A 13711-nucleotide genomic window follows, 5' to 3' on the forward strand; every position below is an offset into this window, starting at 1 on the left:
GTCAGGCCTTCGCTACTTGCAGATCGGTGGCCGGCACAAAGCCCGGATGACGCACACGGTTACGCTCGACAATTTCCCCGCCGCGCAAGGCATCGCCATACAGCGCATGGGCCAGCACAAGGGCGGACATGGTTTCGGCCGGTGCGTAACGGCGCAGACCCACGCCGCTGCGCGCCACTTCCGTCAAGTGCCGATCCACAGCCTGACGCGCCTCGCTCAGCGTGCCGAAATGATCCGACGGGCTCTCGCCAGCCACCGACCACAACGCCTCGCTGATCGCGTCACGCACGACCAGGACATCCTCGGCGACTGGCACCGCCGTTTCTACCGCGGTACCGGCGGCCACCGTCGGCCCATGTTGCGCGAGTTGCACGTCGAGCGCCGCCGGCGCGCTCACCCCCGGACGGATCGCCACCGGCACCTCCGCCATGTCCAGGAGCAGATCCAGCAGCGCCGCGTCCTGCACCAGGGCAATCACCGCAGCCTGAATCGTCGCCACATCGATGTCTTCGGTGGCCGGCGCCGAGGCCGATAACGCCGCCACCTGCGTCGCCTTGGCGCTACTGCCCTGGAACGAACTGCTGGAGCCGTAGCCGCCGAACGCACGCGACAGGCCGCTAATCCCGGCCAGCAGATTGTCGGCAAACGCCCCCGGCCCATTCCTCAGCGAGGCCACCAGGCCGTTGAGGTCGGTACCCAAGCTGGACGCCGGCTGCAGGAACTTCAAGGCATAGCCCATCGCCCCCGCCAGCGCCGAGCGCAGCGCGCTGGCCCGCTGCCGCGCCAAGTCCACCGGCGCCATCGCCGCGTTGAAGCGGCCCTTGATCGAGGCTAGGAGGCTCGGGGCCTGCCCCGCCAGTTGCCGGCGGGTATTCGGCGACTGCACCGGGAAGGCCAGCATGCCGTCGATAAACTCCAGGCTGAAGCGCACCACGCCCTGCTCGTTACGCGCATGCGACACCTCACACTCGCCAGCGGTGACGGTGAGGCGGCCAAACCACGGGTGCACCAACTCTCCCGAGCCGGCCTTGTCCAGCGCCGTTAGCAGGCGATCGCGCTGCGCCAGGCAATCGTCCCCGGCGACAAACCCGGTGAACTTGTAGTGCCGGGTGCACCGCCCCAGGTCTTCGACAAAGGGTTGATCGCGCTGCGGGAACTCATGCAACTGAGTCCGCCGACCGACAGGTACGCTGTCGGTGTCCACCTGGAACGGCACCCCCCGAAAGGAGGCGCCTTGTTTACGGTCGCGCCATTCACTCATTCCGGCTTACTCCCTGACAGCGAGCGGTAGCCCACTTTCGGCGTGATCGACAGCCCAGGTTGATTGGTCGTCCCCGGATCGACCCGAAAGCCGGCCGGAGCGTTCTCAAAGCGCATCACCAGACCGCCTTCCAACTGCGTGCGGTTATTCGCGTGCCCCGACTGCAGCAAGGCGCCCGGCGCCGGCAGCCCTGGCGGACGCAACAGCTGCCCCGGCGCGAGGCCGGGCTGGGTCAGGCTGCGTTCGCTCTGCAGATTCCTCGCCACGCTCACCGCATTGGCCTGCAGGAACGCCCCGGTGCCGCCACCGGCGCCGGCATTGCGCTGACGTTGTTCCTCGGCATAACTGGCGACTTTGGCGGTCAGGCCGCCCCCGCCATCCTCCACCCCAAACATGCTGAGAATCGGCTGCAGGTACGGTTTGACTCCCTCCCACAGGCCTTTGAAGAAGGTAGTGATCGGCGACCAGTGCTTGACGATCTGGCCCAGCGGAGACCAGTCAAAGACTGTTTTCATGAAGTCCATAAACGGCGTGGCCAGCGCCTTGATCAATTCCCACAAGGCGGTGAAGAACGGCCCAACCGTTTCCCAATTGGCTACGATCAGGCCGGCCGCAGCGGCAATGGCCACGGCGATGATGCCCACCGGTGTTGCGGCAAATGCGACACCCAGGATCCGGGTGGCCACGGTGGCCGCGAACACGGCAATGCGCAGTGCGGTGAAGGCACCGGCCGCCATGGCGATGCCTTTGACCAACTGCGGGTTGTGCTGAATCAAGTCCGCGATTCCGGACATCATCGGCCGCAGGCCGTCGACCACCGCATTAATTCCCGGCAACAAGGCACTGCCGACGGCCCGCGCCACACTGGCCACGGCATTGCGCAACAGTTGCAAGTTGTTGGCGGTGGTCGCCGCGCGAGAGGCGTACTCGTTTTCCATTGAGCCGCTGTATTTCTGCGCATCCGCGACCTTTTGCAAGTTGCCTTTGAGCAGATCCAGGTTGGTCAACAGCGGCGCAATCGCGGTGATCGACTCGGTGCCAAACAGTTCCGAGAGCAACCCCGCCTGCTTGTCCTTGTCGACGCGTTTGATGCGGTCGAGGATGTCCAGCACCGCCCCCTGCGCATCGGTTTGCATGGCCTTGGCCAACGTCTTGGAATCCAGGCGCAAGGCCTTAAAGGCCAGTGCTTGGTCCTTGGTCGCCGCCGAGCCCTTGGTCATGGCCAGCATGAAGTTCTTGATGCCGGTGGCCGCTACGTCCTGCTCCACCCCGACGCCCGCCATGGTCGCGCCGAGCGCAGCGATCTGCCCGGAGGCAAGACCGGCAATTTCGCCCAGCGGGCCGATGCGGGTGACGATGTCGGAAATCTGCTTGGTGTTGGCCGGGCCGGTGTTGCCCAGGTAGTTGATCTTGTCCGCGAGCGTTTCTACATCGCCCTGGGTCAGTTTGAACGAGGTGCGCCACTTCGCCATCATGTCACCCGACTCATCGGCTGTCTGGTCGAAGGCAATGCCCATCTTCACCGCCGCTTCAGCAAAGCCCAGCAGTTCCTCACGGGCAATGCCCGACTGACCACCAGCCGCGACGATCTTGGCGATATCATTGGCGGCCATGGGCAGACGCTCGGACAGCTTGCCAATGTCGTCACCCATCTGTTTAAACTGCACCGGGGTGTCGAAGTTGACCACCTTCTTCACGTCCGCCATGGCCGTCTCAAACTGAATCGCCGCCGCCGCGCCGGCAATAAACGGGGCGGCCAAAGCCCCCCCGGTCACGATGTCGCTAAAGCCAATCTTGCCTAGCCCCGTACGCTCCAGCCCCTTGCGAAAGCCGGCGACGTTTTTGCGGATACCGGCCAGGGTCGGCGACAGCTTGTCCACACCGGTGATCAGTGCCTTGAGTTGAAACTTGTCGGCCATACCCTACCCCTGCGGAATTTGATTAATGCGCTGGGCGTTCGCCAACGACTCGGCAAACGTATCCAGTGGCAGCGCCATCATCTGCTCGGGCCCGACCTTCCAGAAGAAAGCCAGGTCGTACACCACGGCAATCAGGCCTTCGACGTCTTCGATGCCGCAGTCATGAAAAAACCCGTCACAGCCCAGCCCAGGTTGTTCAAGTCGTAGAGGTCCAGCTGGTTCACCGACGGCGACGGAATTCCTGCACAGACCGCGATGTATTTGGCCGCCACCTCCATGTCGAGGGTGACCTCCTCGTTTTTGTCGATCTTGTACGGCAGCGCCTTGATCGCACGCACCTCGGCCACCGTCGGCCGGCGCAAAGTGACTTCCAGCACTTCCTGGTCATGCGCCTGAATCGGCGCTGCCAGTTGATAAGGCTTCGCTTCCTTCACTTGGCCTTCTTCCAATTCGCTCATTGAAAACCTCCTTTGTTGCCGTCCCATTGAATGTCGATGGTGCCGTCATCGCCCTTGGCGGTCGGCTCATCCACCACATACGCGCCCGATAACACGTAGACGCGGCCGTTCTTGAACTCGACGGTGATCGTCGCATCGGTGTCGGCCATGATTTCTTTGATCGGCAGATCCGGCGCATCGACAATGGTGGCCTTCACAAACGGCACCAGGTCTTCTTCCTTGAAAAAGCCCGGCGCCACCGACTCACGTTTTTTGTCACCCAGCAGCACTTCCACGCCGCCGGTGACGGTGAACTGAACGCCGTTTGCCTTGATGTAAACGGTGCCCGCAACTTTCTGGCCCATGGCCTCTCTCCTACAAAAAAGCCCGCACGTGGCGGGCTAAAGACCTTGGATGGATCACACCGCGTACTGCAGACGGAACTGGTACTGCAGCGCGAAGATCCGCAGCTGATTGACCAGGTCTGGCGGATACAACACGTTGAGCCGGTTCGGGTTGGTGGCCGAGCGCTCCACGATCAAATTGGCTGCGAAGGCCTCGGCGTTCTCGACAATGCCCAACTGCTCCAGCGCGTAGTAGCCAGCGATCATTTCCGCGCGAATCACGTTCGGCGTGACTATGGACTGGCCGGCGCCGAAGCGCGTGCCGTCATTGGCCAGCTTGTGCCGGCCGTATTTGCTGGTGACCCGCGACTTCAGGTAACCGATGACAAACGCCGACTGGTGCAGCGTCTCGCTGTCCAGGTACGAATCATCGGCCTGGCCGAAGGCGTTGAACTGGTAGCTGGTGATTGCCCGCTCGATGCGCTGCGCGCCGCCGGCGAAGTAGGCAGTGGCAATGCCGCGATTCAACAACGACTGGCGCTCCGTCAGGGTGAAACGCGCACCAGCCGGGGCCGGGGTGATGCCTGCCAGTTCGCCGGTTTGCGTTGGCCGCGCCGGGTCCGCCGAGATGAACACTGCGGTGCGCGCCGCATAGGCCGCAGCCACGTTCCACACAGGATCAGGGCAGGCCGCCTCAAAGCCGTGAATCGTTGCGTGCTGATCATTGCGCGTCGCGCTCAAGGCGACCAATTCGCCGAGGGTGCCGCGCTGCGCTGTGTAGACATGCCCATAAAGCTGCTTAGCCCAGCTCCAGCGCCCACTGGAGTCATCCATGAACGCCTTCCAGGCATCCAACGAGGTAGCATCGGCCCACGGCGCACAGATGAACTCAAACGGCTCATCGCCGAGGCTGGCCAAGGCCACCGCGACGTCAGGCGTGCCCACCCCGCCAATCATCGGCGCGACGACTGCGGTCAGGCCGGCCGGCGTGGCTTCGCCGCTGTTACGGCCCAGGCGATTAAGCTGCAACGCCAGATCGTTACCGCTCAGACCCGACCATTTGCAGGTTAGCGTCACCACACCGGCCGCCGCCACCGCCGTCACCGCCAGTCCGGCGGCATTCACCGCCGCCGCCAACACCGAGGCTGCCGCAGTCGGGGTGGCACCCTTGGTCACGGTCGCGCGTACCCGGGTGCCTCCGATGTACAGATTCAGCTCTCCACCGGCGGTGGCCGAACCGGTAATGGTCACGCTGCCGGCCGCCTTGGTACCGGTGGCCTTGATCGGCAGGCACCAGACCTCGCCGGCCGGATCGCTACGGCGCCAGGTGTCATACATCTGCGCAAGCATCGAACCATTGCCGCCGATGCTCTTGGCCAAGCCCAGGCTCGACACCAGAGTCAGTTGGCCAATTTCCGCGGCGGTAGAGTCGTCATTGACCTGCGCCACGATCAACCGCGGCATGCTCGAACCGCCGCTGTTGGCTTGCGAATTGTCGACCTCGGCGTAGAACAGCGGCACGCGTAGATCGCTGGGGATGGAATTAAAGCTGATGGTCATTCTTCAGCGCTCCCAGTGGCGGCCGGAGCCGGAAGGTTTGGGGTGGCCTTGGCCTTTTTCGGCGCGTCGTGGGTGACGTCTTGATCCTGGAGGCGGCGCAGCCAATACGCGTCACGCGGGACATCTCGTCCCTCCGCGGGCAAGTTGCCGCCGGCTTCAGGGTCGGGCACCACTCGGCCCGCGGCCGGGTACACAGTCATGCGGCTCATGGAGAGTCCTCAGTAAGTTGCGGTAGTTCAACGGAGAATGTCGCCTCGACTCGACCATCGGGGCCAGGGCGCTGCAGGTTGGGGTCAGCCGGGTCGATAAAGTCCACGTTGACATCGACACCTGTAAAACCGGGCAGACCATCGAGCTCGAATTCTTGCCAGGTTTCGGCAGGCTCATCGTCACGATTGCGACCAAGCTGGAACCCGGAAAAGAACGTGAACTGGTAAACCACTCGGGCACGACTGATATGCAGAAGCGCGCCCTTACCATATTCAATGGGGTCGTACTCAGCGGAAGGTATCCAGCCAACCAGAGCCCGCCAGAGCTCGGCGCGGAGATCGTGCAAAATGTCGTTGTCCGCCTGCCCCCGCTCGTCAGAGGCTTCCAGAACAATCACCACATTGAATTGATCAGTGATTTCCTGGATCACCATGTTCTGCGCTTTGCTCGAGCTCGCAGCGTCAGCAGTTGCAATGACGTAAGCAGCAGGGAGAGCCAGGTGGGCACTTTCGACGACTGCATCCCAGTCGATGCCGCCGCAAACTCGGCCGGCAAAAGACGGGCACGTCACTCGCAAGTGAGCAACGATCGGGTTCAGTTTCATAGAGGTGTCCGGAGGGGTCAGCGATCAACGCAGGGCAGCGGCAAACGCAGCAGAAAGAATCGATTGAACTTGCGATGATGAATCCTGCAAAGCATCGGCCATGTAGTTATCGCGAGGCTTGATTCGCCACGCACCGGCGGCACGCTCAGCGAGCGCGGCAGCCCTTGCGCCAATGGCGCGGCGGTTCGATTTGCCCTTCCCCTTACCGGGTGCGAGCTTTCCGAGCTTGCGACCCTTCTTCACCCCATAGTGAAGGTAAGCCGGGTAAAACTCTTCCATAGCAGAAGTTTTGGTCGGGGAGATACGGACAAGGAAACCCGAGCGGGAAACCTTAAAACTTACCGATTCAACCGTGGCGCCCGTTCGATTTACCGGATAGCCGTCCTGGCCTTTGCCCAGCGCAAGATTCATCTGTGCTCGCTGGGTGATCAGCAGACCAACTTTGCGCATCCCGGCGCGAATCATTCGCTTGTCGAAGGCGTCTCGTTCAAAGCTGTCGAAACCCTCAACGTGTAGATAACCGTCAATCGAAGCGGAGTTAGCCATAGATGTCGCCTCCGCTCTTGAGTTGGCCTAACTCCTCAACTTCAAGGACTGTAAATCTGTGCGCCCCATTCAAGTCGGCGATGCGTTTCACTCGGTACAATGTCTCACCGTGAACGATTTCATGAGCATCGGTGATACCAGGGTGGTAGCGCAGCGTGATGCGATGAGTGAGCTTGTTGTCTGTCTGAACTCCATGGGCGTATATCGCGGTCCCGACAGGCTCTATCTTCGCCCAGCGTTTTCTAGGCTCAGAAAACACCGGTTCCAGGCCCATATCCGAAGCTGGGACATCGGATCTGAGTCGAAGGGTGATACGCCTGTTGAGCTCGCCGGTATGCGGTTCACGAAGCTGGTTTGCGCCACGAGCCATTAGATCCCCCACCCTATCCGATACGGCGTCAGCAGTGACCGCGAACCGGCAGGCATGCTGCTGAACTCGTCCCCCACCAACTCGTCTTCGCGATTACTGTAAAGGTCTCCCAAAATCAGCAAGCACGCTGCTCGAATGGAAGGATTGATCAAGATCGGTTTCAAACCGGCAGATCCGTTGAGGACAGCGGCGTCCAATGCAGCCGCATTTGCATAGAACCGGCGATTGAGAAACTGCGCCGCGCTGTCTTCGGCCGCCGCCAAAAGCAACTCCACATGCGCTCGATCATCTTCCTCCGCCCGCAAATGCTGAATTGCTTCGTCGGTCGATATGGCGTTCATATCAGGCCTTTGGATCTGTATCAGTCGCGAGGCCAGCAGCGATCAGCGAGGTCGCGTCATGCTTCGACGAAAGATAACCGGCACCACCCCGGCGGCGGATTTCTTTGCCGTCCAGGTAGCTTCGCAGCGGGTAAATCATGATCGAGTTGTCAGTAACCGCTCCGCCCGCGGGAGACGTGTCCACAGACGTATCAGTGGCATTGTCATTTTCCACAGGCGAGCTTGGAGTATTACGCGCCATATCGATATCTCCTAAACGAGCAAGGCCACCAAGCGGTGGCCTTTTTATCGGGGATTAAGCGGCAGTCAGGTCGCCGGTAACGAACGCTTCAGGTCGGTACACGGTGAACGCCAAGCGTTCTTCTGCACGGATGGTGACCATGTTGTTTTCGAAGTCCTTGTCGTTCTCGGTCGAGATGAGCACCTCGATGCCCATACGGTCGAAGATCTGCGCGGCAAGGCTGAAGGCGCCGACCAGGAACTGGTCTTGGACAATGGCCTGGGTTTCAACCACCGGCAGGTTCCATAGGCGAGGCGCGGTACCGTCCTGAGGCTTGCCGATGATGTAACGACCTTCGCCGTCCTTCAGGAGCTCGATCGCTGCCCAATCGATAGGGTTAAGGACCACGCCGGTCGATGGGAACTCAGCCAAGGTCGCCTGCAGTAGTGCCAGGCGAATGCGGTCGATGCGCTGCTCGGCGGCCACGGTGATTCCGGCCGGTGCAGCGTACGTTTGAGCTTGAGGAATGATGCCTTTGAGGTTGTTGCCGGTACCGTTGCCATACAGCAGTTGGGCTTCTTCGGCCAGCAGCAGCCCGTAACGCGCACGTGCGTCAATGTAGCTTTGCAGTGCGGCGGCATCATCCAGAATCTGGCGGCTACCTTTGAACAGGTGAGCAATGGTGCGAACGTTGGCGTTATCCAGCGCGAAAGTCAGATCGCTGTATGGCTTGGCCAAGCCTTCGCCGACGATCGCGGCGTTGTTGGTAAAGCCGGTCTCTCGGACGTATTCAACAGCGTTGCTGCCAGTGGTACCCGGCGCGACCAAGTCGCGAATAGTCAGGCGGCGCTGAGGGGCATTAATCACGCCGACGCGGTCAGGGGCGACCAGGGCGCCGCCGGTGGCGGTGGTGATGGCGGCGCGCGGAACCTCGACTCGACGCGAGCCGCGAAACGAACTGGTCACGCCCTCTTCGGTCATCTTGGCGGCCACCAGGTGACCAGCAGACTGCTGCACTTCTGGCTCATGCAGCTTGCCAGCATTGACCAGCTTCTGCTCCGCCTCCTGCACACGGGCTTGCAGCTCGCCTTGCTTGAGCAGCAGCTCATCAACCTTGCCACGGGTTTCCGCCTGCATCTCACCGGAAGCTTTGATTTCCTTCTCGGTGCGCTCGGCATAGGTTTTGATTTGATCGCCAACCGCTTTTAGGTCGGCCTGGGTTTGCTTCTGGGAGGCTTCGATTTGAGCGTAATCCGGAGCTGGCATTTTTTGGTCCTTTCAGAAATGAAAAAACCGCCACAGGGGCGGTAGGTAATCGAGTGCGGTTACAGCCGCTCAGCGGCTCGGGAACAAACTTCGAAGCGCTGACGCCTGGTTTGCGGTTTCTTCAAACGCGGATACATCAAGGGCAGCGCTGGGCATGCCCGGCACGACAGCGCGAAGCGTGTCGCCGCCAGCAGTGCTAGACGTGCTGGTCTTGATTTCGGAAATGAGTTTTCGCCGTTCGCTGCGAGGCATGCCGGACTTCGCCAGTGCGGCGTCGAGCTTACGCGCTGAGTGGGCCTGCGCCCCCGTTTCGCTTGGCGCTTGCTCAACCTCGGTTGCGGAAATAAGACCCGTAGCGAACCCCTTCTCGACGGCATTAGATCCGTTCATGTAGGTCTCGGCGTCGAGCATTTTCTCTACCGCAGCTTCCTTTTGCCCGCTGGTGTCTGCGTACAAGCTGATCATGGCGCGATCGAACTCCTCCATGGTATCGGCCAGCTCTCGGATGGCGTGCCGGTTGCCAGCGAAGTACGTCCAGCAGTTGTGGATCATCAGGAACGCGGTCTTGGCAACTTCACGTTTGGCGCCTGCCATGGCGATAACGGATGCCGCCGAAGCGGCCAGGCCAAGCACCTTGATGGTGACCTCTTGCGAATGCTCGATCAGGCGGTTGTAAATCGCGATGCCTTCGAACATGTCGCCACCTGGCGAGTTGATGTAAACGGTGACCGGCTTATCACCAATGGCCCGCAGCGCTGCGTCGACGCGTTTGAGAGTGACGCCCTCGCCGTACCAGTCCTCACCAATAATGCCGTACATGGTAATGGTGTCTGTACCGGCCTCCAGGGCCGCGCGCAGATCCGGGTTCCATAGATCGAGCGCGCGCGGGCTCAGCTCGCAGTTGAAACTGCGAGCATTGATATTCAGTGCCATGGTTACTCCTTATGGCCGAGCCAGCTTTTCAAGGCTGTCTGCGCGGCCTGGCCATCGGTGGATTCGCCCAGCTTGTCGATGGGGGTCAAGTTTGTTTGAACCGTTAGCACGCCTGCATTGCCGCCGTGCCGGGGGAGGTTCTCTTTTTCCCTGCACTCGTCACGAGTCATGATGCCGTTCTGGGTCATCTGGCTATACCAGGCTGAGCGCCCGGCAGTGTCGGCTTTCAGGAATGCCTCAAGCGAAAATTCAGCGTAGTACGAAACGCGATCTGCCGGAGTCAACAATCGCTTGTTAACGCACTGCTGAATCTGATTGGTAATCGAACTGATGCTAAAGGTCAGGAAGGCAATCATCTGCTGCTCGAGCCCGGTACCCCAGTTACTGCCCGCATCCGTTTTTCCAACCATCCATGGCGGAACGCCGAACCAGCGGCACACCTCTTCAACACTGTACCCCCTGGACTCGAGCAGCTGAGCATCCACGGGGTTAATCCCAATGGATTCTGGCGTGATTCCCTGCTCAAGCACTGGCGATCGCCCAGCATTCAAAGCCCCCGACACCTGCTTTACATAGTCGCGAAACTCTTCTCGCTGCTCTGGCTTGAGCACGCGATCAACCTTAAATGCCACCGCGGGAAGCAACCCGTTCTTGAACGTTCCATTCGCGGCATCATCCGCGGACATTGCAGCGCCGAAAACATCAGCGCCGTAGCGGATGGCTGAAAGACCAACACACCCGTCCAGGCTAAACGCCGGGATATGCAACATGTCTGAACGCTGGATCTGGCGCCTGGCACCTTTTTTCGGGCGGTACCAGTAAGTGATCCTGCCATCCGCATCCAATTCCAAATCGACACGGCTCGGTAGCAGGAAATCTAAGGCGACAACTCGGTTACCAATACGCAAGATTTCCGCAAATGCATTTCCGCGCAGAAGCATGGCGGCAACCATCGCCTGCCAGAATTGAAACGCCGTCATGTCCTCGTTGGGGCTTGTATGTACGATGTCGTAGAGGCCAAAGTCCCGGGCATCCTTGCGTCCACCGTCAGCTTCGCGTCGATACACACCCATCGGTAGGCCGGCCACCGACGTCGAGATGATCCTGACGCAGGACCAAACCGCCGAGAGCTGCATAGCGTTGTCGACCGTAACGTTCTTGCCCGAGCTGGATTCGCCACCGAGGAACTGCCCCCAAAAGCCGCCGTCGCCCAAGCCGATCTGCCGACCGATCCATTCGTTCAGGGTGTGCCCCAGCGACGCGCTCGGCTTGCGGGCCGCGCGGCCCAGCACGGCCGATAATGATTTAGTCACTGATCAGCCCCTTACGCACAAATCCAGCGATCAGAAGTAACGCAACGCCTCCGGCGATTAGCGCCCAGCCCAAGCCTTGCAGAACGTAAACGCCTGCAACGGCCGAACCGAACCCGCACAGCGCGAGCAGAATGAATACGTGCAATGGGTTCATACGATGATCGGGTTCCTAATGGCGGCCATGAAGTCATCGTTACCCCGGCCTTCGGGGTTCAGAGAAATCAAGGTCACCGCGTTGAATAGAGCCATCAAGGGATCGATCTTGGCCGAGCCACTGGCTTGCTTGGTGATCAGGATTGAGTTCGCGCGCGGCTCGACTTTCGCATTGCTGACACACCAGGCCATCATGGGTTGGCCACCGTGCTTCATCCCGCCTTCGGCGAGCTTGCGTTCCGCCGTCTTGATCGCCCCGCCGAGCTTCCAGCCCTGGCTGATGGCAACAATTTTTTCCGGGGGAATTTCGCGCTCAATCATCGCGTCATAGATCGCACCAATACCCACAGGGTCGACCCCGACCTTGTCCAGCAAGCCCGACTCTTCCACCTGTTCAACCAGGTCAGCCACCTCAAGCACGTCATCGCCGATTCGCTTTGACAGGGTCAGGTCGCCGTCTTTCTCAAAATCGTGAAAACGAGGGGCTTCTGCCTTTCTTCGCTCCAGCACCGAGGGATGCGCCCAGGCGTGAGTCCAAACCAGCCAGTCACGGGTTCGTTTGTCCCGGCCCACCGCGGCAAAGCCCAGCAAGTCGTCCAGGCCACCACCATCGATCCCGATGTCGATGACGTCGCATCGGGCAATTACATCATCGAGGGTGAGCTTCTTTTCCGCTGCGCCGACCCAGTAATCAGCGCCTGCCCACCGATCGGAGCGCAACGCGAGTCCGATCTCGACGTTGAGATGCTTGGACATAAAGCCCAGTATTTCAGCCTCACCGGCCTCCTCCGCCTTTTTCATTTCACGGATCAGGAATTTCTCGCTAACCGAGTACCCCATGTTCGGGTTGGTGATGTAGAAATTCTCGGACTTTCGGTGATCATCAGCCTCAAGGATCTTTTGCGGAAACTCGTAGATCACCGGCAGGAAGTTCGGATCGACAATCGTGCCGTCACGCACGCCCCGGGCGTACTGGAGCTTTTCGCGAAACACGCCCGCCGGGGGCTGGTCAGACTGTGTCGTGAGATAGATCACGAACCCTTCGGGCCTAGACGCGAGCCCACCGGTGGCTTCACGCAGCATGTTGGCCGCGTGCGGGTTCTTGCCGAACAAGTGAAGCTCGTCGACCAGGACGACAGCGGCCTTCTTCCCACCGACAGTGTTTTGATCAGCGGCTACTACCTTAAGCGTGGCGCCGGACTCGCGGTGCGTGATCGTCCGAACGTGATCCTGCACATGCAGCAGTGCCGACAGCTCTTCGTCATGTTTGACCATGTCGCGGGCCGGCGCGTAGGCGTTGTTCGCCACCTCGATCGTCGGCGCCAAGATGATGAACTCGGCTGACTGGCGCCAGTTCCGGATCAGCACCGTGAGCATGATCGCAGCAGCGATGGTGCTCTTTGCGTTCTTCTTGCTGATAAGGAGAAAGAACTCCTGAATCAGCCGCTCGCCGGTATTGGAGTTGTAGGCACCGAAAATAGCGCCGGCCAGGTCACTGATCCACGGCGCACAGGATTCGCCAATCAGCGGGCTACCCGGTGCGTCGACAATCCGCAGGTCATTCAGGACCTGCATGCACGCAGCCGCCTCATCTGGAAACAGAGGCGGAAACGGAACCAGCGATTGTCGATGGATGATTCGCGATTCCCAGTCTGGGCACGCTGTGTCCCAGGTGGGTTCGTTCACTTATTTCACCGATCGCAAATGAGGGGGTGGAGGTGCAGCGCCGAACTTGCCTTTGGCAGCCTTCTTCGCGGCATCTTCCTTTTCTTCTTTTTTGCCGCCTTCACCTTTACGCGGATGAATGAACGGCATGAGCGCTTTCGCTGCGTCGACCCGAAGCTTCGCGTCCGCGTCGTAGTCGTTCATGGTCGCGATCAAGAATGCTTTTGGATCGGTGAATGTCATCGCCTTGGAAAAGTCGAAGGAGGATTCGGCATCACCCCGGGCTAGGTCCTCGGCCGGCGGTTTTTCATTGACCGGCTTGGGGCCGGCTTTAACATTTTTGTTAATGGGTGAAGAGGCCAATGCGGCGAGAACGTTCGGGTGTTTGGCCAATCGTGAACCGGCCACCGAAGCGCTGGAGGCCGCATATCCTGCGGCTATCGCTGCGTCTTTGTTGGACGCACCTCTCCTCACAGCGTCGACAAAAGCACGCTGCTTGGTTGTTAACGCCATTAACAAAAAACCTGTGTGGGGGAAAAAATCTGTCCGTGCGGGGGCGAGTGGTGGCC

16 protein-coding genes are annotated in these 13711 nt (G+C 60.4%); all 16 read right to left on the reverse strand.

Features of this window, described 5'->3' with window-relative positions:
• Position 1: 1 nt before the first annotated feature.
• The 16 genes from SOP95_RS04150 to SOP95_RS04225 all read right to left on the reverse strand — a co-directional run bounded on the left by SOP95_RS04150 (position 2) and on the right by SOP95_RS04225 (position 13655).
• Positions 2 to 1261: a DNA circularization protein gene (locus SOP95_RS04150; RefSeq protein WP_323606284.1), complete on the reverse strand. Its 1260-nt coding sequence runs from the start codon at positions 1259 to 1261 to the stop codon at positions 2 to 4.
• Complete coding sequence (locus tag SOP95_RS04155; protein ID WP_323606285.1) at positions 1258 to 3180, reverse strand: phage tail tape measure protein; 1923 nt, start codon at positions 3178 to 3180, stop codon at positions 1258 to 1260. Before SOP95_RS04155 ends, SOP95_RS04150 begins: the two co-directional genes overlap by 4 nt.
• Positions 3181 to 3311: 131 nt before the next feature.
• Positions 3312 to 3638: a phage tail assembly protein gene (locus tag SOP95_RS04160; RefSeq protein ID WP_323606286.1), complete on the reverse strand. Its 327-nt coding sequence runs from the start codon at positions 3636 to 3638 to the stop codon at positions 3312 to 3314.
• Complete coding sequence (locus SOP95_RS04165; protein ID WP_274643417.1) at positions 3635 to 3982, reverse strand: phage tail tube protein; 348 nt, start codon at positions 3980 to 3982, stop codon at positions 3635 to 3637. The genes SOP95_RS04160 and SOP95_RS04165 overlap by 4 nt, the downstream gene beginning before the upstream one ends.
• A 54-nt stretch (positions 3983 to 4036) precedes the next feature.
• Positions 4037 to 5521, reverse strand: coding sequence for a phage tail sheath subtilisin-like domain-containing protein (locus tag SOP95_RS04170; protein ID WP_323606287.1), 1485 nt, complete (start codon positions 5519 to 5521; stop codon positions 4037 to 4039).
• Entirely contained in the window at positions 5518 to 5730 is a 213-nt protein-coding gene (locus SOP95_RS04175) for a DUF2635 domain-containing protein (RefSeq protein WP_323606288.1), read from the reverse strand. The genes SOP95_RS04170 and SOP95_RS04175 overlap by 4 nt, the downstream gene beginning before the upstream one ends.
• Positions 5727 to 6335, reverse strand: a complete 609-nt coding sequence (locus SOP95_RS04180) for a phage tail terminator protein (protein ID WP_323606290.1) — start codon at positions 6333 to 6335, stop codon at positions 5727 to 5729. Before SOP95_RS04180 ends, SOP95_RS04175 begins: the two co-directional genes overlap by 4 nt.
• Before the next feature lie 24 nt (positions 6336 to 6359).
• Positions 6360 to 6881 carry a hypothetical protein gene (locus tag SOP95_RS04185; RefSeq protein ID WP_323606291.1) on the reverse strand — a complete coding sequence of 174 codons (522 nt, stop codon included), beginning with the start codon at positions 6879 to 6881 and terminating at the stop codon, positions 6360 to 6362.
• Complete coding sequence (locus SOP95_RS04190; protein ID WP_323606292.1) at positions 6874 to 7251, reverse strand: phage head closure protein; 378 nt, start codon at positions 7249 to 7251, stop codon at positions 6874 to 6876. The genes SOP95_RS04185 and SOP95_RS04190 overlap by 8 nt, the downstream gene beginning before the upstream one ends.
• A complete protein-coding gene (locus SOP95_RS04195; protein ID WP_323606293.1) occupies positions 7251 to 7592 on the reverse strand; it encodes a head-tail connector protein in 342 nt (113 codons plus the stop codon). Before SOP95_RS04195 ends, SOP95_RS04190 begins: the two co-directional genes overlap by 1 nt.
• A gap of 1 nt (position 7593) precedes the next feature.
• Positions 7594 to 7833 (reverse strand): hypothetical protein, encoded by a 240-nt coding sequence (locus SOP95_RS04200; protein ID WP_323606294.1) that lies wholly within the window; start codon positions 7831 to 7833, stop codon positions 7594 to 7596.
• A gap of 54 nt (positions 7834 to 7887) precedes the next feature.
• Entirely contained in the window at positions 7888 to 9078 is a 1191-nt protein-coding gene (locus tag SOP95_RS04205) for a phage major capsid protein (RefSeq protein ID WP_323606295.1), read from the reverse strand.
• Between the two features lie 69 nt (positions 9079 to 9147).
• A complete protein-coding gene (locus SOP95_RS04210; protein WP_323606296.1) occupies positions 9148 to 10011 on the reverse strand; it encodes a head maturation protease, ClpP-related in 864 nt (287 codons plus the stop codon).
• 2 nt (positions 10012 to 10013) lie between these two features.
• Positions 10014 to 11324, reverse strand: a complete 1311-nt coding sequence (locus tag SOP95_RS04215) for a phage portal protein (protein ID WP_323606297.1) — start codon at positions 11322 to 11324, stop codon at positions 10014 to 10016.
• A gap of 150 nt (positions 11325 to 11474) precedes the next feature.
• Positions 11475 to 13052, reverse strand: coding sequence for a terminase large subunit (locus SOP95_RS04220; RefSeq protein WP_323606298.1), 1578 nt, complete (start codon positions 13050 to 13052; stop codon positions 11475 to 11477).
• A gap of 111 nt (positions 13053 to 13163) precedes the next feature.
• The gene (locus SOP95_RS04225; protein ID WP_323606299.1) at positions 13164 to 13655 is read right to left on the reverse strand and encodes a terminase small subunit; all 492 of its coding nucleotides are present in this window, start codon (positions 13653 to 13655) and stop codon (positions 13164 to 13166) included.
• Between the last annotated feature and the right edge of the window lie 56 nt (positions 13656 to 13711).

Origin of the sequence: Pseudomonas sp. YuFO8 (assembly GCF_035065025.1) — a bacterium.
GTDB lineage: Bacteria > Pseudomonadota > Gammaproteobacteria > Pseudomonadales > Pseudomonadaceae > Aquipseudomonas > Aquipseudomonas putida_AE.

What these genes read in the sequence shown, in the direction of transcription:
- SOP95_RS04150 (WP_323606284.1), bottom strand. Translation starts at nt 1,261, where the DNA reads ATGAGTGAATGGCGCGACCGTAAACAAGGCGCCTCCTTTCGGGGGGTG.
- SOP95_RS04155 (WP_323606285.1), bottom strand. Translation starts at nt 3,180, where the DNA reads ATGGCCGACAAGTTTCAACTCAAGGCACTGATCACCGGTGTGGACAAG.
- SOP95_RS04160 (WP_323606286.1), bottom strand. Translation starts at nt 3,638, where the DNA reads ATGAGCGAATTGGAAGAAGGCCAAGTGAAGGAAGCGAAGCCTTATCAA.
- SOP95_RS04165 (WP_274643417.1), bottom strand. Translation starts at nt 3,982, where the DNA reads ATGGGCCAGAAAGTTGCGGGCACCGTTTACATCAAGGCAAACGGCGTT.
- SOP95_RS04170 (WP_323606287.1), bottom strand. Translation starts at nt 5,521, where the DNA reads ATGACCATCAGCTTTAATTCCATCCCCAGCGATCTACGCGTGCCGCTG.
- SOP95_RS04175 (WP_323606288.1), bottom strand. Translation starts at nt 5,730, where the DNA reads ATGAGCCGCATGACTGTGTACCCGGCCGCGGGCCGAGTGGTGCCCGAC.
- SOP95_RS04180 (WP_323606290.1), bottom strand. Translation starts at nt 6,335, where the DNA reads ATGAAACTGAACCCGATCGTTGCTCACTTGCGAGTGACGTGCCCGTCT.
- SOP95_RS04185 (WP_323606291.1), bottom strand. Translation starts at nt 6,881, where the DNA reads ATGGCTAACTCCGCTTCGATTGACGGTTATCTACACGTTGAGGGTTTC.
- SOP95_RS04190 (WP_323606292.1), bottom strand. Translation starts at nt 7,251, where the DNA reads ATGGCTCGTGGCGCAAACCAGCTTCGTGAACCGCATACCGGCGAGCTC.
- SOP95_RS04195 (WP_323606293.1), bottom strand. Translation starts at nt 7,592, where the DNA reads ATGAACGCCATATCGACCGACGAAGCAATTCAGCATTTGCGGGCGGAG.
- SOP95_RS04200 (WP_323606294.1), bottom strand. Translation starts at nt 7,833, where the DNA reads ATGGCGCGTAATACTCCAAGCTCGCCTGTGGAAAATGACAATGCCACT.
- SOP95_RS04205 (WP_323606295.1), bottom strand. Translation starts at nt 9,078, where the DNA reads ATGCCAGCTCCGGATTACGCTCAAATCGAAGCCTCCCAGAAGCAAACC.
- SOP95_RS04210 (WP_323606296.1), bottom strand. Translation starts at nt 10,011, where the DNA reads ATGGCACTGAATATCAATGCTCGCAGTTTCAACTGCGAGCTGAGCCCG.
- SOP95_RS04220 (WP_323606298.1), bottom strand. Translation starts at nt 13,052, where the DNA reads ATGCAGGTCCTGAATGACCTGCGGATTGTCGACGCACCGGGTAGCCCG.
- SOP95_RS04225 (WP_323606299.1), bottom strand. Translation starts at nt 13,655, where the DNA reads ATGGCGTTAACAACCAAGCAGCGTGCTTTTGTCGACGCTGTGAGGAGA.